A 19,856-nucleotide genomic window follows, 5' to 3' on the forward strand; every position below is an offset into this window, starting at 1 on the left:
TGCGCGTTTTCATTCGCCGCGCGCTGCGAGCGTGAGTGCTGGCTGCGCACGGTGTCGCTTATTCGCCTTCTGGCATCTTCGACGAATGATGGCTCGTAATCAGCCATTTGGTCCCATTCCACTCGTAGGTGAACGTATAGCGAGCTTTGACAACTGTGCCGTCCCCGAACTTGAACGAGTAGAGACCCGCGTCGATCGCCGTGTTGCATTCGATCATGATTTCGCGGAAGTTAATCGTGCCGACGGGTTTGTTCTCAAGAAAATGCCTGAAATAGTCGACCTTTTCCTCGACGGTCAAACGTGGCTTGTTGGAGACGGTCGGCAGCAGAATGGAGTGCGGCGCGTAGTTCGCGACGACCTTATCGGGATTACCCGTCTTCAGTGAATCGTTCCAGCGATCGAAAAGTGCGGCGATCTGTTTCTTCGATGTGGAATGGCAGGTTTCGGTCTTCGCAAATGCGTTGCCATGGGCGACCACCACAAGCACCGCAGCCAGTACGCACGGCTTCGATACGCAGATTTTCATGATTCACCTCGCTGGAATCGAACAGGTTCGCGCCGCACGCGAAGCTGTCATCGGCTATTGCGGTCGGGCAGGTTGGCGCAAGGGAGGGCATGGACCCGGCGCCACCTTTACCAATGTTTAATGGCCCTCGGCACATCCGGGGCGGCTGGCAAATCCCGAACAACTGTTACGCGCGGTACGGAAAAACCGGTTCAGCGGCTCAGCTGCTGAACCGTGCGGCTGCGCTGCGCTTGCGCTTCCTTGAGGAGCTGATAGGAGGCGTAGTACTTGTAGATGTTTCGTACATAGGTGGTCGTTTCGATGCCGATCTTCTCGGCCACCACGATCTCGACGTTGTTGAACCAGACGTCGGGGTTGAGTCCGCGGGCCGCGGCCTCCTTGCGCATCTTTGCGATGTTCCCCGGGCCGGCGTTATAGCTGGCGAAAGCGAATAGCGGTCGATCTACCTCGGAAAAATGGGCATCCTGAAAGTAACGGGTCATCAGCTGATCGAGGTACTTTGCGCCGGCATGAATGTTCGACTGCGCGACCTTGATGTCCCCGACGTTGAGCTCCTTTCCTGTGGTCGGCATCAGCTGCATGATGCCGACCGCGCCCACCCGGCTCTTCGCATCCTGATTGAGCTGCGATTCCTGAAACCCCTGGGCCGCGAGCATCAGCGGATCGAAATCATATTGCTGGCCATACTTCTCGAAGAACGCGACGGTCTGCCTGAATCGCTTGAGTTCCGCGCTCTCCGTGTTGTTGTGAAGCTGCTTGACGCCCTGCACATACTGCTTGAGGCGAACCTCCGCTACGCTCTGTTTCCTGATGAACTTCTCATAGAAGTTGCTGATCACCGCCTGCAACTGGGGGCTGTTCTTGCGAATAGCCCAACCGATCACACCGCCCTCGCGCACCGCGATGTTGTCGTGCACCTTGATCTGCGGCAGCATCTGCGCCCACATGCGCGCCTTCCAGTCATCGACGATCAGGATCTGGAGCAGGCCGACGTTCAACATCTCCATCGCATCTTCATCCTCGAGCGCGTCCGGCAGCAGCACGATCCGCATCGTCGGCTTGCCGGCTTGCTTGAAGCGGCCGTTCAATGCGTTCAGGCTCTCGTAATAGCTGCTATGGCGGCGGACGTCGACTGTCTTGCCACTCAGATCATCGACTGTGGACAACGCGGGTGACTTCGGGCCCGTCACAACGAGTTCGCGAGTCGGCTTGAGCGCGTGCGCGCTAACGAAGTCAGCCTGCTTCAGGCGATCCTCGGTCACGGTCAGGTTGCCCGCTGCGATATCGCCAATGCCTTCCGCGAGGCCCGGCAGTAACCGGTCGCGCGTCACCGGGATCATGACGACGGTGATCGGACGCCTGCCGAGACGGTCGGCGTAGGTCTTGTTGACGAATCGTTCAAAGTCGCGCACGGTGTCCGCAGTCACCCCGCGCTCGTGTCCACGGTCATTGAAGTACAGCGTGCGGCTATAGGGCGCGAGAACCCGAATCAGGCGACGCTCGACCATCGCGTCGAAATCGCCGCGCCAGGGCTTGTTGGTCAGATCGATCCGGCGCGGCGCACTCGCAGGGACGGGCGCAGAAGCCGCCGGCGGCAATGACGCCGATGATGGTGCGGACGCCTGCTGAGCCGCCGCGCAAAGGGCACTCGATAACCAGAGCGAAACGCCGAACAGACATGGCACCAGCCATGCGCGGGTGGAACGCAACATACCGACACCGTACTTTTTCGGTTTCATCCTGACGCGCCGGGCTGTTCCGGACAGCCGCCGCGCGTAATGGTCTGAGCTTTGGAGGCGTTTCTTTTCCGTTTGTTCTTTTCGGTTTCTTCTTGAGTACCGGGCCTCGACTCTTAAAGCATAGTTGCGCATGAAAACGGTTCAAGACCTGTCGCGGTATGACAGGCCGCGTCAGCCGCGCTATGTCCGCCGTTGTGTCCATTATTTCGCCCGATGTATGTGCCGCGCGATCTATTGGTCTTTGGACCAATACCGGCGTCCCGGCAAGCCTACTATCCTTAATGCTGACGGGCACAGCAATCTCTCGCGCTCTCTGAACTGGCTGGAGCAGACAAATGAACAAGCTGGTTATGACGGGTGCGACAACGATGATCGCACTGGCCGGCGCAGCGCATGCGCAAAGCAGCGTCACGCTTTACGGGCTGATCGACGCCGGTCTGACCTACACGAACAATCAGATCACCGGGACGGGCAGTGGACACAGCAACTGGCAGATGACGAGCGGTGCCGTCCAGTACAGCCGCTGGGGTCTTCGCGGGGCTGAAGATCTGGGCGCAGGATTGAGCGCCATCTTCACGCTGGAAAACGGCTTCAACCTGAACAACGGACAACTTTCGTCGAGCAACCGGATCTTCAATCGCCGGGCCTATGTCGGCTTGTCGAGCCGCGATTACGGCGCGCTCACGCTGGGCCGCCAAAGCGACAGCATGGTCGACTTTGTTGCGCCGCTTTCGTTGACGGGCACTGAATTCGGCGGCACGCATTTCGCGCACCCGTTAGACAACGACAACCTGAACGATTCGTTTCAGATCAATAACTCCGTGAAGTATACGAGCCCGAATTTCGCCGGGTTTAAATTCGGTGCGTTATATGGCTTTTCCAATCAGGCAGGCGCATTCACGAACAATCGCGCCTACAGTTTCGGTATGTCGTATGTGTGGGAGGCGCTGAACTTCGGTGTTGGTTATCTCCAGCTCAACAGCTCCGCCCGGACGCCGGGACAACTGAATACGAATGGCGCAGTCACCGATACGACGGGCGCTTCCCTGCAGGGCGCGCTCGCGCCGACAGGCGTGCCTTTAGGCGTGCTGGCCAGCAGTCAGAAGACCTTCGGCCTTGGCGTGAACTACACGTTCGGCCCGGCTGTGGCGGGCTTCGTGTACTCGCACAGCAAGCTCGCCCAATTCTTTCAGACCGGGCTGAGTGGAACTTTTCAGAACTTCGAGGGCAACTTTCGCTATGCGCTGACGCCGGCCGTCGAACTGTCGGGCGCGTACACCTATTCGCGTGCCGGCGGAAACGGAGGCGGCGGTATTCCCCATTGGAATCAGCTGAGTGCGATGGCCGACTACCGCTTCTCGCGGCGCACCGATGTCTATTTTCAGGGCGCGTGGCAACGGGTGAGCCCAAGCGGCACTTCGCCATTGGGCGTGGCATGGATTAACGGCGTGAGCGCGCCGTCTTCCACGACCAATCAGGTTGAGGCGACCGTCGGCTTGAGACATCGCTTTTGATTGCACGCGGTCTGATCGGATTCGCCGCTTTTAAGGCGTGTGATGATCGCAGAATAAAAAACGACAAAGCGGCACTAGCCGCTTTGTCGTTCTTCTTCGTTGATGCCGTTAAGCAGTCGTCAATCAGCGATTAGTCGGCACGTACTTTCACATACCGGCCAGGTGCGGCCTCGATCGGCTTGTACTTTGCGTTGCCGGGTGTCGTACGCGCTTTCACCTGCTCGCCGGCATGCCGCTTGACCCACTCGATCCAGTGATTCCACCAGCTGCCCGGCTGCTTTTTCGCCGATGCGAGCCACTCGTCGGCATTGCTGCCGGACTCATCGTTCGTCCAATAGCTGCGCTTGTTCTTCGACGCCGGATTGATCACGCCCGCAATATGACCGCTTGCGCCAAGCACGAACTCCGTTTCGCCGCCCAGCAGTTGCGTCGAGCGATACGCGGATTGCCATGGAACGATGTGATCTTCTTCCGTCGCGAGCAGATAGCTCGGCATGTCGATGCGCCCAAGGTCGACAGGCGTGCCGCACATCGTGAGCTTCTTCGGCACGCGCAGATTGTTCTCCAGATACATGTTGCGCAGATACCAGCTATACATCGGCCCGGGCAGATTGGTCGTGTCCGCGTTCCAGTACAGCAGATCGAATGCAGCCGGCGTTTTGCCCTTCAGGTAGTTGTTCACGACGTACGGCCAGATCAGATCGTTGGCGCGCAGCGTCTGGAAGACAAAGCCGAGCTCGCGGCCGGGGTAGAGGCCGCCGCGTCCGATCGTCTGCTCGCGCATCGACACGCCCATCTCGTCGATGAACACGCCCAGATCGCCCGGCTCGCTGAAGTCGAGCAACGCCGTCAACAGCGTGACGCTCGCCACCGACTCGTCGCCGTTCGCGCGCATCACGGCAAGCGCCGACGACAGCATCGTGCCGCCGACACACCATCCCAATGCATTGACCTTGTCGGCGCGGCTGATCGTGCGCGCGACGTCGATCGCCTTCATCACACCCTGTTCGAGATACGTGTCCCACTCCGTCTGCGCCATGTCCTGTTGCGGATTGCGCCAGGACACGAGAAAAACCGTGAGGCCCTGTTCGCACGCAAAGCGCACGAACGAGTTTTCCGGCTGAAGGTCGAGGATGTAGAACTTGTTGATGCACGGCGGCACGATCAGCAGCGGACGTTGCGCGACTGTCGGCGTGAGCGGCGCGTACTGGATCAACTGGAACAGATCGTTTTCATAGACCACCGATCCTTCCGATACGGCAACGCTGCGGCCCACTTCGAACGCGCTCTGATCGGTGATCGAAATCGTGCCTTGCTTCAGATCTTCGAGCAGATGTGTGAAGCCCGAAAGCAGACTCGATCCCTTCGATTCGACCGCTTGCCGGATGACCTCGGGGTTCGTTGCCGCGAAGTTCGCGGGGCTGGTGAGGTCGATGAACTGACGCGCGAAGAAACGCAGCTTGTGCTTTTCTTTTTCATCGAGTGTGCTTGCCTCGACCAGCTCTTCGAGCATTCTGGCGTTGAGCAGGTAGCTCTGTTTCAGAAGGTTGTACCAGGCATTGCTCGACCAGTCTTCCGCGTGAAAACGCCGGTCGCCGCGCTCGGGCTCGGCCACTGACTTCGGCCGCGCGCCGATCACGCCCGCAAACGCGCTGCCCCATAACTCCGTCTGCCGTTGCCAGTAGTTGGCGCTCGCCTGCATCACGATGTTGCGCGCACCGGATGAAACGGGGTAGATGTCCTTGCCGTTGGCGTCGAGCACCGTCATGTCATGTACGTTGGTGACGGGCAATGACTGCCAGAAATTGAATCCCGCCTTGAGCCAGCCCATCGCGAACTCGTCCGGCATGCTGAATGGCATTCTCATATCAGACCTGCTGTCATGCGTTGATTGCAGCGGAAACCGCGCTATCTTTGACCCGATCGCCGCGCGAAGTCGGCATGACGATCGCGTCGCCTTCGATCACGACTTTACTGCCAACCGTGCAAACCGTGGACAATACGACGCGGCGCTTTTCGTGCAGCAGTTCCTTGATGGTCACCTCGGCCTGAACCGTATCGCCGGGGCGAACGGGCGCCTTGAAGCGCAGGTTTTGTCCCAGGTAGATCGTGCCTGGTCCGGGCAGGCGGCCCGCAATCGTCGCGGAGATGATGCTCGCCGTCAGCATGCCGTGCGCAATGCGCCCTTTGAAGGGCGTCGTTTGTGCGAACTGCTCGTTGATGTGCATTGCGTTGATGTCGCCCGATGCGCCAGCGAACATCAGAATGTCCGCTTCCGTGATGGTCTTGGCGAAGGTCGCGCTCATGCCCGGTTGCAGGTCTTCGAAGTCGTATCCGTTAAGCTCGTTCATGGTTCTTCCGTTTGCTGGGTTGGCGTACAGCCGCTTCAAAGTCGTGTTACGCCGTGGTCATGCAGCGACCGCTGATTCGGCCTGTATCTCAGGGCTAAATCGTACTGCCGGAAGGCTTTCTTCCAATGTCCAAAGCTGCCGATGTAGTGACAAAACATGCCATCCTGGTCTTGGCGGCAAGAGACGGTCTCTCTTTGCGTTAGGGGCCATTTCACATGCGTTATGGCGAGTATGCATCGCACGATCAGCGCGTCGCGAGTCGCCGCAATGCATCGGAATCCGGATGATTTGGCACATGGATATGAAGATTCAAAAAAGGAAGTCAGTGCAATCGAACGATCGGTCAAAACTGAAATTCATGGATGCAATTCTGAAACGACTGGAAATGCGCGGCTTCAGAGAAAAGCCTTTTAGATCAGTTATCTAGCAGGGCTCTCATTGAAGTGGCCCGGTAATTGCTGACATGGCATTCGCATGCATTGGCAGCAACGGACATCAGATCACTAATGGGAGATATCGATGAACCACGAACCTGGAAAGATGGACAACACTGAACTGGAGCGCAGCGAGCAACAGCGTGTCGATGAAGCGGGCAACAATGGTGCGCCGACACATTCGCGTGCAAACTGGGCGTGGACGGGTACAACGGAACACTATGACTGGATGGATTCGCACGGGCCATTCGCCGGCCTCGACTGAACCGCAGCGTCGATTGAACAACGGGCGTTATCGGGGACGCGGCTCAATTTAAAGGAAAACATGAGACGACTGTTCCTCGCTGCGCTCGCAGCTACGTGTTTCGTGACTTGCGTTCGCGCGCAAAGCAACGCGCCCGGCCCGCTCGTCACGCCCTCGGGCGAACTGCAATTCGTGCGCATCGACCGCGATTTCGTCGGGATGCTCGACAAGGCAATTTTCGATCGCTTCGGCGCAAACGCGCTCACGCATTTCGATGAAGTCGGTAACGGAAATCACACCGTCACGCGCATGCTTGTGCAGACTGATTCCGGCCCCGTGCTATACGACTTTCGCCGCCATCCGCCACTTGTGCAGCGCTCGGGTAAGCGCATGACGGTCAAGCGCGTGTTCTGGCAAGGCGATGAAGTCGTGATGCAAGGCTCGCAGGGCTGGTTCCGGTTCAAAGGCGGCGTGTTGACGAAGCTGCAGTCGTCTACGACGACTTTCCATTGAATGCGTACGCATTCCGAACGTACGCTCGCCGCGCGGCACTGTCGAAGAGCGTCGGCATTGTCGGCGATCGTGCGAAGGTGCTGCGCGGTTGCCGTCGTAGGCGTGATTGCCGTTGCAATGCCGATCCGGGCTGATGCGGACACCGGGCGTACCGGTTCCCGGCTGACCGATGATGCCATCGTCAGCACCTGGCGTACCCTGCGCGCCGTCGACTGCGCTCGCTGTCATGGCAAGGACTATCAGGGGCTGGCGGCACCCTCGATTGTCGAGTACGCGCGAACGCAGAGCCGTGAGATGTTTGTCCGGATGGTCCTTGACGGTGAGCCATCTCGCGGAATGCCCGCATATCGCGACAACCCGTCGATCGCTGGGCACATCGACGACATTTACCGATACTTTCTCGGCCGTGCCGACGGCACCATTTCCGCCGACCCGCGGCCTGCGCAGCGTTAGTCAGAACGGGGCCGGCTGCTGACGATGCAGGAGTACGTTACGTGCGGTTCAAGAACCCGATTCGCGGTTATCTCGTCGGGGGACGCCCGTTATGCGGCAAATAGCTTCGCGGTAGATCGGGTACGCGTTCAATGCGTTAGCGTCGATCCGTGTGGCCACGAAGCGATGCGTGAAATATTTGGTTCACGCGATACGTGTTCACGAGCGCGAAGTACGCGATTCCAGAAGGTTTCGGCGAATTAGCTATCGAAGCTCATAGCACGAGTCAGTCCATTTTTTGGCGGCCGGGGTTTGAACTAGCATTAGCTTAGTAAAGCGTGCGAGCGTCATAACCAGCTATTCGCGGAGGAAACAGCTTCCGCGAATACTCAGACCAGTTCCTGTCATCGCGCGGATAGAGGTATCGGCCTGAACCCTGTAGGAACCGTCAGGTTCATGACGCGCGGCACGCTTGTCGACGCTGAAGCAAGGAGAACTGAAATGGGATTGTCGTGGCAACAGGGTCCGCTTTCCTCGGGAGCAATCGGCCGCTTTCTCGTACCCGAATCGCTACCCGGCAGACTGCTATATGCGGAGCCGCTGCGCCGGCGAATGCGCGTGCGTTTCGGTGGCGCCTGGATCGCGGATAGCGAGCACGTCATCCTCCTCTTCGAACCGGGCCGCTATCCCGTCGCCTACTTTCCCGAGAGCGATATCGTGCCAGGTACGCTCGAACGCATCGAACACACCACCCGGCACGCCGATCTCGGGACTACATCGTGGTATGTCGTTCACTCGGGCGAGCAGGCTGCGCAACGAGGGGCCTGGCAGCATACAGACCTGCCCGCATACGCGAGCGAGTTGCACGCGCGCGTTGCGTTCGCGTGGCGCGCGATGGACGCGTTCTACGAGGAAGACGAGCGGATCATCGGTCATGCCGCCGATCCCTACCATCGCATCGACATTCGTCAAACGTCCCGCAAGCTTGTCGTGAGCCACGGCGATCGCGTCGTCGCCGATACCACGCGGCCACTCGTTCTCTATGAATCAGGCTTTGCGCCGCGCTGGTACGTTCCTCGCGACGACATCAACGAATCCGCGCTCACGCTTGCGAAGAACCAGACCTTCTGTCCCTACAAGGGGATTTGCAGCTATTACGACATTGGTGACGCACGTATGGCGGCCTGGTTCTATCCCGAGACCTATCCTGAGGTCGAGCGAATCTCCAACATGGTGTCGTTCGAGCCGGACATCGTCTCTGTCTATCTCGACGGCACCCAACTCCGTCTCGAACCGGGCCAGTCCGTGATCCCTCACGGCCCCGACCGCGAACTCACCGTCGAAGAAGTACTCCCGGACCGCAAGCGGTGATAAGCCGACATCCGGCGGCGAGTTCGCGCCGTTGCGGAGAACAAACATGCCTAGACTGCTTTCGGTGAACGTAGGGCTTCCACGCGACGTCGAGTGGAAAGGACGCACCGTGCACACGGGAATCTGGAAGAACCCGGTGCGCGGCCGCTGTTGGGCCAGGCGATTGAATCTTGACGGCGACGGCCAAGGCGATCTGGCCGGGCACGGCGGGGAACAGCGCGCCGTCTTCGTCTATCAGATCGAATCACATCGCTACTGGCAGGAGCAGCTGAAAAGGACCGACTTTGTCTACGGACAGTTCGGCGAGAACTTCACGATCGAAGGACTGCCCGACGCTGTCGTGTGCATTGGCGACCGCTATCGGATCGGCGACGCGCTGTTCGAGGTCACGCAGCCTCGCGTCACCTGCTATCGCGTCGGCATCCGCACGAACGAGCCTCGTATGCCGGCTCTGCTGACATCGAGCGGACGACCGGGTTTCTATCTTCGCGTCCTGCAGGAAGGCGAGGTTGGCGCCGGAGACGAGATCGTCAAAGTGGGTGAGGCAAGCGAGCGAATGACCGTTGCGGAGATCAATTCGCTCCTGTATTCGTCCGCTCATCCGCGCGATCAGCTGGAGCGCGCGTTGCGGATCGAGGCGCTTTCGCCCGGTTGGCGCTGGTCATTCGAAGCGCTATTGCAGAGCCATGGGGCTGGCGAGGCAAGCGGAAATGCGGGGCTCGCGCCCGCAGCGGCTGCATATCCCGCTGCTGCGGGATTTCAACCGCTTACGGTGACGGCGATCGAGCCCGAGTCCGCTGACGTCCTCTCGCTGACGCTGCGAAGCGCGGATGGTCAGCCGCTGCAACGGGCGCTGCCCGGTCAGTACGTGGTGCTGCGGCTTCAGCCGACGGTCGGCGGTTCTGCACTTTTCCGTAGCTACTCGCTTTCGGGTGCCGTCTCGACGGAAAGCTATCGGATCAGTGTGAAGATCGAGCCGAACGGGGCGGCGGGACATTACCTGCGTGAGCATGTCCATGTGGGCGACGTTCTCGATGTCAGCTCGCCGCGTGGAAGCTTCGTTCTGCAACAGGGGGACGGGCCGGTGGTGCTGCTCAGCGCGGGCATCGGCGTGACGCCCGTTCTGGCGATGCTGCATGAGTTGTCGGCGGCGCGCTCGATGCGTCAGGTGTTGTGGCTCCACGCGGCGCGCGACGGACAGCACCATCCATTCGCCGCCGAAGCCCGCCGACTCGTGCTCGCGCTTGCACACGGCCGCAGCTATGTCTGCTACAGCAGGCCGGGTTCGCGCGACCGGATGGGCGCGGATTTCGATGCCGTCGGTCATCTGTCATATCCCGTCATGGAGCAAGCGGCCATCCCTTCGGGGGCGGATGTCTATCTTTGCGGGCCGACCGGCTTCATGGCAGAGATGAAACAGGCGCTTGCGACCTTGGGCATAGCGCCAGAACGGGTTCACGTCGAAATCTTCAACGGCGGTGAGTCGTTGAATCCAGGTATTGTCGGTGCACCGACGCGCGCTCCGCATTTGCCGAAAGACGAGGCCGACACGGGCCCGCTCGTGTCGTTCGCGCGCAGTGGCATTGCCGCACACTGGAACGCATCGGCCTACCAGAGCATTCTCGAACTGGCCGAAGCGTGCGATGTGCCCGTGCGCTGGTCGTGTCGCACTGGCGTCTGTCACAACTGCGAGAGCGGATTGATCTCAGGGTCCGTTTCTTACGAGCCTGATCCGCTCGACCCGGCTGCAAAGGGAAATCTCCTGATCTGCTGCGCGCGGCCACGGGATGACGTGGTGATCGATATCTGAGCCCGCTTCTGAGCCCCGCTTCTGAGCCCGCTTCTGAGCCCGCTTCTGAGCCCCGCCGCCTGGCATGTGGCACGGAAAGAGCCGCTTCTGTATCCGTTCGTTCCACGTCACCGGCTAAGGCTGGCGAATTCCCGTCGTTTTGATGCGTCCAATCATCACGCGCGGTGACCGCGTTCTTGCAGAGTCCAGGAGTTGCCGTCCGGGTCGGCGAAGTCGGCAAAGCTCGCATAGTCGCGACGTTGCGGATCGAGCCCCGCGCTCCATCCCCCAGTCCAGCTTTCGACGGGGTCCTTGTGCCGGACATCTCCGACGGCGACCCCGCGGCCGATCAATCTCTCACGCTCGGCCTCGAGATCGGTCGTAACGAGATACAGGTTGCGCACCCGGTCAGGCGTGCCAGCGATGACCAGTTGCACCGAACATGCCGACCCGGGCGGGGTAAGCTGAACGATCCTGAACCCCGCAGCGGGATGGTAGTCGACGTCCAGCGCGAAGCCGACCTGCCCGGTGTAAAAGGCGAGCGCGCGGTCGACGTCGGCGACGGGCAGCTGAACTACTTCGAGAGCAAGCATCACACCTCCAGCCGGGTATTGCGAGCGTCATCGATGATCGGTTGCGGCAACACTCGCGACAGTTGGCGCGACGTTCAGCGACAGCCGCGTATCGCTCGTGAACGTTCGTCGGGCGTCCTTCTCAAGCATGGACATCTCGAAGATATCCGGGTTTCACTGCACAACTTCGCTGCATCCATGGCGGACGTCATCGACTGTTGGAGATATCTGGCCGCAGATGAAGGATCAGGGCCGCGCATATCAGCGCGAAACTGACGCGCGGCGCGACGAGCGCAACCAGCATGGCAATCGTGAAGCCCGCAAGGACAGCGACTGACCGGCGCCTCGCCATGCGTCGCATGCGGGCGGATACCAGTGCGGCATCCGTGCGGGCCAATACTTCGCGCTCAAAGAGGTTATAGGCAATATCGATGCACACGAACAGCCCCGCGTAAAACACGACGGGAATCGACGCGAGCCTGGTGCGCGCAATCCATTCGGTTGCAAAGGGCAGCAGCGAAACCATGAACAGATGAATGAAGTTGATCCATATCAGTCGCAGCGTCGCACGACCGACGAACCGCATAAGGTGATGGTGGTTGATCCAGATAATGGCGATAAACAGATAGCTCAACACATAGCTGATAGCCCAGGGCCACAGCGGCAAGAGTGCGGAGAATTCCGGCTGCTCCGGTGCCTTGAGTTCCAGGACCATGATCGTCACGATCACCGCGAAGACTGCGTCTGAAAATGCAATCAGTCGATCCGCGGTCAGCTTTTTTTCTTCCATGGCGAGCTCCTTCTTTCGTGGCCTTCCATCCTTCGTCACTGGATCATCGCGCTCGCCCGGCTCGTTGCGGAAGTAGCGCCACATTGTCTGTGGCGACTTTCTCCGGCTTGGCCACACGATCCTTTGAGCACCACTTCCATTATGTTGTTAGAGCGAACGCGTCGCGACCCGGGCGTACAGCGACTCGAGTATTGCATCGACCGCAAGCGGTCCCGCGCCGCTAAAGAGCAGGGCGATTAGCCCGGCGACATACAGCGCGTCGGTCTCGTATCCGGGTGGCCCGAACTGCGGAACTCCATTCAGGACGGACATCAGTTTGATCGACGTGAATCCGTATTGCAGATGCACCGTGAAGGTGGCGACGAGCAGCACCACGATCATCGGCACCACGACGAGCGGCACAAATGCGCCGATCAGGATCGCAAAGCCGCCGAGCAGTTCGACGACGATAGTCACCCATGCCATCAAATGCGGCGCGGGCACGCCGAGCGCATGCAGGATGGCGGCGAAGTTCTCAGGATGCTTGATGATTTTCGCGTATCCATGCGCCATGAAGCCATAACCGACGATGAAGCGGATCGGTAGCGGCGAATAGCGGGTCAAGCGTGCGGCAAGCCATGACGGATCGAAAACGATGAGAAGGGAGCGGAGGCTGTTCATGAGCAGACGTGGATAGCTGTGGGGAAAGCGGCGCACTTCGCTGTGGGTTGTGCGTAGGGTGGGCGTCGATCTCCGACGCCCACTCAATAGATCGACGCGATATCGAATGCGGTTACAGCGGGACAGACGTTTCCATGAACGACGACGAACGGCGCACCAAGCCGGAAAGCGCAGCTGCAGACTCGATGAGCTGACGCACGCACATCGCGCCGCTGACGGAATGCGAGTGCCTGGCCGATCACACGCCTGCCAGGTGATCACGGATGTAGTGGCGTCGGCGTAATCGACTGTTCCGGATTCTCGATCAAGGATTCACGCGTGCTCGCAATCGCTCACCACCGCATCAGCCGACGGCCGAGCAACGCGCCAGCCAGTGTCGGTGCCGCCATACCGAGCAGATACCACGTCGCCCAGAACGGCGCCTCCATTTCCGGACAACGCAGGCAGTACGTGAGAGCGCCGATCGCGCCGGCCAGCAATCCCGTCGCTGCGCCGGCGAGCGCGGGGCGTGTCGGCGCCAGTCTGCGCATCGCTCGCAGCAGCGTGAAAAGCGCAGGAATGGACAGCAGCGCGATGTTCAGCGAGCACGTGCGCCATGTATGCCCGAGGATCAGCGCGCTGCGCGAATCGGCGGACGCGGCGAGCAGCGTCGCCAGCGCGACGAGCCATACGACGACGAACGGCGCGAGCAGCGCGTGCCATGCGCGCCCCACGCGCACGCCGGGCTGCGAAAGCCGTGACGCCACGCATACGGCGGCGATGGTGATCGACAGCGGAAGTGCGACCTTCAGCCAGAACGTGGTCAACGCGAGACGTGCGATCAGCGCTTGAACGGGTATGCCGCCAGGCACCACGAACGCGAGCATCAGCAGCGCCGCAACGACGCTGAACGCGACGCCGCCGCCGAGCCTGCACGCCACCGCCGATCTCGACGGCGCGCGCGGCCCATCCGCAAGCATGACGATGAGCTCCTCAGTCTTCATCGGTTTTTCCCCTGATTTTCGCAGCGAGCGCTTTCAGCCCGCGATGCACGCCCACCTTCACGGCTGATTCGGTGAGTCCTGTCGTGGCCGCTGTTTCGGCGACGGAATGTCCCCATATCTTCGTCTGCTCGATCGGTTCTCTCTGACCTGCGGGCAACGTCGCCAGCATGCGTGTGAGGTCGCGGCGTGCTTCGAACGAGTCGATCGGCGATGCACCGATTGCGTCGACATCGTCGTCGAGCGGCTCGAACAGCTCGCCACGGCGCGCGGTCGCGCGAAAGTGATCTGCCAGCTTGTAGCGCACGATTGCGCTGATCCATGCGGTGAGCGGCACATCGGGTCGGAAGGTGTCGAGCCCCTTGTGCACGGCGATGAGTACTTCCTGCACCAGATCCTCGACGTCGGCATCCTGCTGCCAAAGATGTTTGCGCAGACGGATGCGCAGGTGCCTTGCCAATTCGCGGAGAAAGCGGCAGTACGCGCGCTTGTCGCCGGCAATCGACGCTTCGAGGAGTACGGTGAATTGGCGCTCGGCGTCCGACACGGCGGCGCTTTCGCGGCCGCGCGCGGTTCGGCTGCTGTCGTCCGGGAGGGATGCCATTGTCGCGAGCGTCGTCATCGCGCGAGCCGTGCACGGGCGGAAAACAGCGTCAGTGCATGAAAGCGCGATGTCGCGGATGGCGCATGGACGGTAATGAAAAGCGAAGCTGGACGGCGCATGGTAGTGACGTGGTGAAATCGGATGACGCGCGGCCCCGAGATGATTCGGACTGCGCCTCGCGCGAGGACGATTAATAAATAGATCGGCCTAACGCGCGCCGTGGTTACACGCATCGCCTGATAAATGCGCGATCAGGAAAAGTCGCCAGCGATCGTTATGGAATCGGTCGATCTGACCGAACCCGATCGCTCAACGCGCAGGCGCTCGCTGTCCATCGACGACGCGCGCCGCGCCGACGATCGCGCCATCGGACGCTTCGAGCAGTACCGCCATGTGTTCACCCGTAACGGCGTTCGCATGCAGCGTGAGCGGCGCGCCGGACCACTGGCCGATCGGCGCGAAGCTGCGCACGATGTTCGACTCAGTGAGCGTCCGGCCCGCGTTCTCGCCGAGTCCGATCGGCGTGACGTGGCGCGCGTCGTAGCCGACCAGCAGTACGCGTGCGCGTCCTCGCCCAGGGCCGATCGTCACCGATACGCCGCCGCCTTCGCGAGCAGCGCTGACTGTCGCGACTGTGACGCCCGTCGACTTCGCATCGTCGATGGCAGAGCTGGCTGCGCTGCGATTCGAGCCGACCACTTCGGCCTTGCCGTCGATCACCATTTCCGGCGTGTACGCAAAGTCGCGGAACCGCTTGACGTACTGCGCCTGGCGCGCATCGACGGCTTCGAACGAAAACGGATCTTTCCAGCCGAGCTGGTTCCAGTAGGTGACGTGAAATGCCAGCGGCAACACGTCGGTGCGCGTGTCGCTCAGTTCAGACAGAAAGCGGTCGGCGGGCGGGCACGATGAACAGCCCTGCGACGTGAACAGTTCGACGACGACGGGACGCGGCTCGGCGGCGAAGGCATGCGATGCGAGCAGCGCTGCGGCCCCGGTGCAGATGACGGCGAGAAAACGGGCGGACATGTGCTGACTCCTGATGACGACAGTATCGTTAGTTCGATTGCCGGCGCGTTCGGGTTACAGATGATCCGTTCCCGGCGCGTCAGGTGGTTCGCGCCCGTCGCCGTTGGCGGTGTCGTCGGCGAAGAAGCCGAGGTACGTCGGTGCGTGCGCGGCGTGTGGCGCTTCGGCGGCCGTGTTGGCCGTACTGGCCGTCGCGCCGATCGAGCGCAGCGTGGCAAGCGTCGTCGAACGATTCGTGACGACGCGCCACGGATGCGGTGAACGCGGCTCGGGATCGTCGACGTGCGCGCTTGCCTGTTGCGCCGCCCGCAACGCAGCCTGCAGGCGCATGCGCCGCGGTGCATAGACAGCGAAGCCTTCGTTGGCGAGGGCAGCCGTGTCGTAGCCGAGCAGCATGCACAGGTACGCCTTGGCGACGCGGTCGCGCCGATCCACTTCACGCGATTGCGCGATCAGTGCAGCGGTGTCGGGATCGACGAGCTGGCCCGCGCGCATCAACAACGGATGCGTGCTGGACCACGCATCGGAAGGGCAGGCCTTCACAGCGGGATCGAGCGGCACGAAAGGATTGATTTCCGCAGGGTAGATCCGGCAGACCCGCGGACGCTGATCGTACGCGCCGCAGGCCATGTCCGCGCGCAGATGGGGACACGGTCCCGCGAATGCCGCGACCAGCGTCACCGCCACGCGCACGGGCAGCACGCCGCTATGCGCCGCGAAGGAGCGGTGGCGCCGGTGCTGCGCGAGCGCGTCGCTTTTGGGCGGTTCTTGCGGCCAGGCGATCGCATCGCAAAACAGCTGCAGGTCGCCGCCGCGCGCAATCCAGGCGAGCGCCTCATCGACGGCGAGTGGCAGGCGCAGGTCATGGCAGCATCGGCCGCACATCGTGCATGAAAAGTGAACGGACATTTCGCGGATTAGCGCGCGGCAGAGTGATGGTTCAAGTTAATTCGCTGGCCGCACGACAACGGTTACAACTCAATAGTCGATAGGCCGTGATGGGAGGCCATCGTGGTCAGCTGCCGAAGTAGATGTCGCAGAAGCTGACGGGTCCCACACAGTCGTCATGCGACGCGGGAGGAGTCTGCATCGGCGTCTCCGGGGCACGTTTCGAAGCGCCGGATTCCGCGCTGCCGCTCGCCTGCGCGCCAATGCCGCTGTCGTGTGCATGTTTCGCGCGCATCTGGTCGACCTGCTGCTGATAGACGGGGCTCACGTCCGGATACGACGCGTCAGTCACGAACGACAAGCCGTTCTGCTGCGCCTCGATCAACTGTTGCCGCACCTGTTCGCGCGTCAATCCCTGAGCATGCGCAGCGCCCACGTAAGCGGCTGAAGCAAACGAAAGCATCACGATACCGACGAACTTGCGAACTCGCATGGTCCTGTCCTCCTTGCAAATGATTGTTGGAGCGACATGCGCGGCGTCACGAATCAACGCCCGCCTGTGGTGCGTTGCGTTGACCTTTGGTTCGATCAGGCGCGCATGTCCCAATGCGCTGCACGCGCAGCGCGGCGTACCGGCGAACGTCAGACGCATCCGTTTGCGTCGTGCTTCGTTGCGGTTGCAAAGAGTAGATCGGGGTGATCGAAGCGATGGTTACATCATGCCGAAGGACCGGGCGATGGTGACCTACATTTGAAGCCTGATCGCCGCGCACAAGGTTCGCCGCCCGTAGTGACAAGTGGAATCCGATCTGGGGCCAGCACAGGCGTGATCGTGACGCGGCACAACACCCATCGCTGCTCTGGGGCGCGCCGGGAATTGACGGCACGCGATCGACGTTTGTATCAGCGCGGAGAGAGGTGCTGCGGCGGTGCATAACCGAATTGCCGTCTGTTGCGGTCATAGGAAGGGAACAAGGCGCGGTGAGCCTTTTCGGCAAGCGCCCTGTGCGCGCATGTGCGGCTTTTTCACAACCTTTGCCGGCCGCGCTTCTCTTACAATCCTTCGGCAAAACGGATGCGAACCAGGCAGATGGCGCACGCGTCGGAGAGTAAAGGACATGACACCGGTATGGTTTGACGTGGTGAGGCAGTTCGACTGGCAGGGTGCGCTCAGGATCGCCCTTCCCTCAAGTGTTATCAGCTCGATCGTGGCGATCGGCTGGAACGCATGCAGGGACGGGCGCGATCATCGTCGCGAACGGCGGGACGCTGCACTGGAGGTCGCGCTCTCGCTGGAGAAATACGCGCGCACGTGTCGCGCGATGATGCACAGGGCGGACTGGGCATTGAAAGACGCGGTCAGCACGAACAGCGTTCTGTCGGTGAATGGCGTGCATGTGCCCGGATTCACATATCCCACGGTCGAATGGAAATGGTTGAAGCACAGGATCACGTCCGTGCTGCGCGACTTCCCGGCGACAGTTCACTACGCGTGTGAGTATGTCGGCTCGATGGGGGAATACGCGCCTGTCCCTGACGTTTGTGATGACGTGGCATTCGAGTGCGCGAAGCTGGCAAAACGGGCGCTCGGGTTAGCGCGCCTGACTCGAAGAAAGCATGGCGCCGCACAGTGGAATCCTGGCGCCGCCGACGCGGATCTTGAGCGCGAGCTGGACGAACTCATCGCCGCGCGCGAAAACCGGCTAAAGCTGATGCAGGAGCGCGCCGCGCCGCGGAGCACGCCCGTGAGCGCCAGCCCACTGCCGACCAGTCAAACGTCCCCGGATGGGGTGTGATCGGACACGCTGCTGGCACTGTGAGCGAGTTGGCAATTGGGTCGTTGACGCAGCGCTTTGGGACTCTTTGAATGATTAAACGAGACGTTTGAAGTTCTGATTAGCGGATCGAAGAATGCAGGCGTGTGAGTTACTCAACGTCGATGCATTGCCGACCGTGGACGCATGAATCAATAGTCGATGGGATCACGAGCAATAGGGCACGTCATGCAATGCCCGCCTCCCCGGCCTCGGCCCAGTTCGCTCGCGGTGATCGTGATCACCTCCATGCCCGCCTTGCGCAGCAGCGTGTTGGTGCAGGTGTTGCGGTCGTAGCCGACTACCACGCCGGGCTCGATGCAGACGAGGTTGTTGCCGTCGTCCCACTGTTCGCGCCCGGCCTCGAAGCTGTTGCCGCCCGTCTCCACGACGCGCAGCTTCGGGAGTCCGAGCGCCTCGCCCACGACGTCGAGAAACGGCTTGTCCTCCCGGCGGATATTCAGCTTCGATGCAGCGCGACTCGCGAAACGCGAATGCAGCCGACGTCGGCCGCATCGGCGGTATGAGTTTCCGTGCTTGATTCAGGCCAACGGGGCGGGCATGCTGGGCAGAATCGCGGAGACATGCCATGTACACGCCTCCCAAAGGAGAATGAAATGGCTGACGAACACGCTTCCACCGTCGATCCTCCAGGCGTGGTGCGTGCCACCGGCTGGCGCGCGATATTTCCACCCGTGCAATGGCTGTCCAACTATCAGCTGCGTTGGCTTTCATCCGATGCTGTGGCGGGCGTGACACTGGCAGCCTATGGCATACCTGTGTCGCTTGCCTACGCGACGCTTGCGGGGCTGCCGCCGCAGTACGGTATCTACTGCTACCTGGTTGGTGGCTTGTTCTACGCGATGTTCGGCTCGTCGCGTCAGCTGGCCATCGGGCCCACTTCGGCAATCTCGATGCTCATCGGCGTAACCGTCGCGGAAATGGCAGGCGGGGACCCGGCGCGGTTTATTTCCATTGCAGCCCTGACCGCGATACTGATCGCACTCATGTGCCTGCTGGCGTGGATTTTCCGGCTAAGCTCCCTCGTCAACTTTATCAGCGAGACGATACTGCTCGGTTTCAAGGCGGGCGCGGCGCTAACCATCGCACTGACGCAATTGCCGAAGCTGTTTGGAGTCAAGGGCGGCGGCGAGCAGTTCTTCGAGCGCATTGTGATCCTGGCCGGTCAGCTTCCCGACACACAGATCGTCGTGCTCGCGTTCGGAGTTGGTGCGCTTGGCCTGCTGTTATTGGGCGAGAAATTTCTGCCGGGTCGCCCGGTCGCATTGTTCGTGGTGGTGTTGTCCATCATTCTGCTTTCGGTGACGCCGATGGGCGAGATGGGATTCAAGGTCGTTGGCGCATTGCCCCGGGGCTTGCCCGATTTTCATGTTCCCGCGCTGCGCATCCGCGACGTAGATGGCATTGTTCCTTTAGCGTTTGCTTGTCTGCTGCTGTCGTATGTGGAAAGTGTGTCGGCTGCGCGCGCCATTGCGCAACAGAACGGTTATGAAATCGATCCTCGTCAGGAACTGTTGGGATTAGGCGCGGCCAATCTCGCTGCGGGTCTCTTTCACGGCTACCCCGTGGCGGGCGGCCTGTCGCA

The 19,856-nt window shown here is 61.0% G+C and carries 21 protein-coding genes; 8 read left to right on the forward strand and 13 right to left on the reverse strand.

Features of this window, described 5'->3' with window-relative positions:
• Positions 1-58 precede the first annotated feature (58 nt).
• Together BMW76_RS34370 and BMW76_RS34375 are read right to left on the reverse strand one after the other, a co-directional pair.
• Positions 59-526 (reverse strand): nuclear transport factor 2 family protein, encoded by a 468-nt coding sequence (locus tag BMW76_RS34370; protein WP_090873288.1) that lies wholly within the window; start codon positions 524-526, stop codon positions 59-61.
• 191 nt (positions 527-717) lie between these two features.
• On the reverse strand, positions 718-2,238 hold the full coding sequence (locus tag BMW76_RS34375) for an MltF family protein (RefSeq protein WP_090873289.1): 1,521 nt from the start codon (positions 2,236-2,238) through the stop codon (positions 718-720).
• 362 nt (positions 2,239-2,600) lie between these two features.
• On the opposite strand from BMW76_RS34375, the gene BMW76_RS34380 reads away from it, so the two are divergent.
• The gene (locus BMW76_RS34380) at positions 2,601-3,779 is read left to right on the forward strand and encodes a porin (protein WP_090873290.1); all 1,179 of its coding nucleotides are present in this window, start codon (positions 2,601-2,603) and stop codon (positions 3,777-3,779) included.
• Between the two features lie 130 nt (positions 3,780-3,909).
• Here BMW76_RS34380 and BMW76_RS34385 read toward each other — a convergent pair whose 3' ends face one another.
• Positions 3,910-5,646, reverse strand: a complete 1,737-nt coding sequence (locus BMW76_RS34385; protein WP_090873291.1) for a PHA/PHB synthase family protein — start codon at positions 5,644-5,646, stop codon at positions 3,910-3,912.
• Positions 5,647-5,659: 13 nt separating this feature from the next.
• Complete coding sequence (locus BMW76_RS34390) at positions 5,660-6,130, reverse strand: MaoC family dehydratase (RefSeq protein ID WP_090873292.1); 471 nt, start codon at positions 6,128-6,130, stop codon at positions 5,660-5,662.
• A 519-nt stretch (positions 6,131-6,649) separates the two neighbouring features.
• Here BMW76_RS34390 and BMW76_RS40680 point away from each other — a divergent pair.
• The 5 genes from BMW76_RS40680 to BMW76_RS34410 all read left to right on the forward strand — a co-directional run bounded on the left by BMW76_RS40680 (position 6,650) and on the right by BMW76_RS34410 (position 10,934).
• Positions 6,650-6,829, forward strand: a complete 180-nt coding sequence (locus BMW76_RS40680; protein WP_143062394.1) for a hypothetical protein — start codon at positions 6,650-6,652, stop codon at positions 6,827-6,829.
• A 60-nt stretch (positions 6,830-6,889) separates the two neighbouring features.
• Positions 6,890-7,321, forward strand: a complete 432-nt coding sequence (locus tag BMW76_RS34395; protein ID WP_090873293.1) for a hypothetical protein — start codon at positions 6,890-6,892, stop codon at positions 7,319-7,321.
• Positions 7,322-7,378: 57 nt separating this feature from the next.
• Complete coding sequence (locus tag BMW76_RS34400) at positions 7,379-7,774, forward strand: c-type cytochrome (RefSeq protein WP_245763501.1); 396 nt, start codon at positions 7,379-7,381, stop codon at positions 7,772-7,774.
• A 480-nt stretch (positions 7,775-8,254) separates the two neighbouring features.
• Positions 8,255-9,124: a DUF427 domain-containing protein gene (locus BMW76_RS34405; protein ID WP_090873295.1), complete on the forward strand. Its 870-nt coding sequence runs from the start codon at positions 8,255-8,257 to the stop codon at positions 9,122-9,124.
• A 46-nt stretch (positions 9,125-9,170) separates the two neighbouring features.
• Positions 9,171-10,934 (forward strand): MOSC and FAD-binding oxidoreductase domain-containing protein, encoded by a 1,764-nt coding sequence (locus BMW76_RS34410; protein ID WP_090873296.1) that lies wholly within the window; start codon positions 9,171-9,173, stop codon positions 10,932-10,934.
• A 155-nt stretch (positions 10,935-11,089) separates the two neighbouring features.
• Here the strand turns inward: BMW76_RS34410 and BMW76_RS34415 are convergent, their stop codons facing one another.
• The 8 genes from BMW76_RS34415 to BMW76_RS34450 all read right to left on the reverse strand — a co-directional run bounded on the left by BMW76_RS34415 (position 11,090) and on the right by BMW76_RS34450 (position 16,899).
• Positions 11,090-11,506, reverse strand: a complete 417-nt coding sequence (locus tag BMW76_RS34415; protein WP_090873297.1) for a VOC family protein — start codon at positions 11,504-11,506, stop codon at positions 11,090-11,092.
• 187 nt (positions 11,507-11,693) lie between these two features.
• Positions 11,694-12,275, reverse strand: coding sequence for a TMEM175 family protein (locus tag BMW76_RS34420; protein ID WP_090873304.1), 582 nt, complete (start codon positions 12,273-12,275; stop codon positions 11,694-11,696).
• A 147-nt stretch (positions 12,276-12,422) separates the two neighbouring features.
• Positions 12,423-12,935, reverse strand: a complete 513-nt coding sequence (locus BMW76_RS34425; protein WP_090873305.1) for a DoxX family protein — start codon at positions 12,933-12,935, stop codon at positions 12,423-12,425.
• A 332-nt stretch (positions 12,936-13,267) separates the two neighbouring features.
• On the reverse strand, positions 13,268-13,918 hold the full coding sequence (locus BMW76_RS34430) for a DUF1109 domain-containing protein (RefSeq protein ID WP_090873298.1): 651 nt from the start codon (positions 13,916-13,918) through the stop codon (positions 13,268-13,270).
• A complete protein-coding gene (locus tag BMW76_RS34435) occupies positions 13,908-14,519 on the reverse strand; it encodes a sigma-70 family RNA polymerase sigma factor (protein WP_090873306.1) in 612 nt (203 codons plus the stop codon). Before BMW76_RS34435 ends, BMW76_RS34430 begins: the two co-directional genes overlap by 11 nt.
• A gap of 309 nt (positions 14,520-14,828) precedes the next feature.
• The gene (locus tag BMW76_RS34440) at positions 14,829-15,548 is read right to left on the reverse strand and encodes a DUF1223 domain-containing protein (RefSeq protein ID WP_090873299.1); all 720 of its coding nucleotides are present in this window, start codon (positions 15,546-15,548) and stop codon (positions 14,829-14,831) included.
• Positions 15,549-15,602: 54 nt separating this feature from the next.
• A complete protein-coding gene (locus BMW76_RS34445) occupies positions 15,603-16,457 on the reverse strand; it encodes a YkgJ family cysteine cluster protein (protein WP_090873300.1) in 855 nt (284 codons plus the stop codon).
• Between the two features lie 106 nt (positions 16,458-16,563).
• Positions 16,564-16,899, reverse strand: coding sequence for a DUF4148 domain-containing protein (locus tag BMW76_RS34450; protein ID WP_407669063.1), 336 nt, complete (start codon positions 16,897-16,899; stop codon positions 16,564-16,566).
• Between the two features lie 655 nt (positions 16,900-17,554).
• Between BMW76_RS34450 and BMW76_RS34455 the strand changes: the two genes are divergently transcribed.
• On the forward strand, positions 17,555-18,232 hold the full coding sequence (locus tag BMW76_RS34455; protein ID WP_177200573.1) for a hypothetical protein: 678 nt from the start codon (positions 17,555-17,557) through the stop codon (positions 18,230-18,232).
• A gap of 170 nt (positions 18,233-18,402) precedes the next feature.
• Here the strand turns inward: BMW76_RS34455 and BMW76_RS34460 are convergent, their stop codons facing one another.
• Positions 18,403-18,792, reverse strand: a complete 390-nt coding sequence (locus tag BMW76_RS34460; RefSeq protein WP_407669064.1) for an arginine deiminase family protein — start codon at positions 18,790-18,792, stop codon at positions 18,403-18,405.
• A 75-nt stretch (positions 18,793-18,867) separates the two neighbouring features.
• On the opposite strand from BMW76_RS34460, the gene BMW76_RS34465 reads away from it, so the two are divergent.
• Positions 18,868-19,856, forward strand: a 989-nt coding sequence (locus BMW76_RS34465) for a SulP family inorganic anion transporter (RefSeq protein WP_143062395.1), incomplete at its 3' end; no start/stop codon positions are given.

Origin of the sequence: Paraburkholderia diazotrophica, from assembly GCF_900108945.1 — a bacterium.
GTDB lineage: Bacteria > Pseudomonadota > Gammaproteobacteria > Burkholderiales > Burkholderiaceae > Paraburkholderia > Paraburkholderia diazotrophica.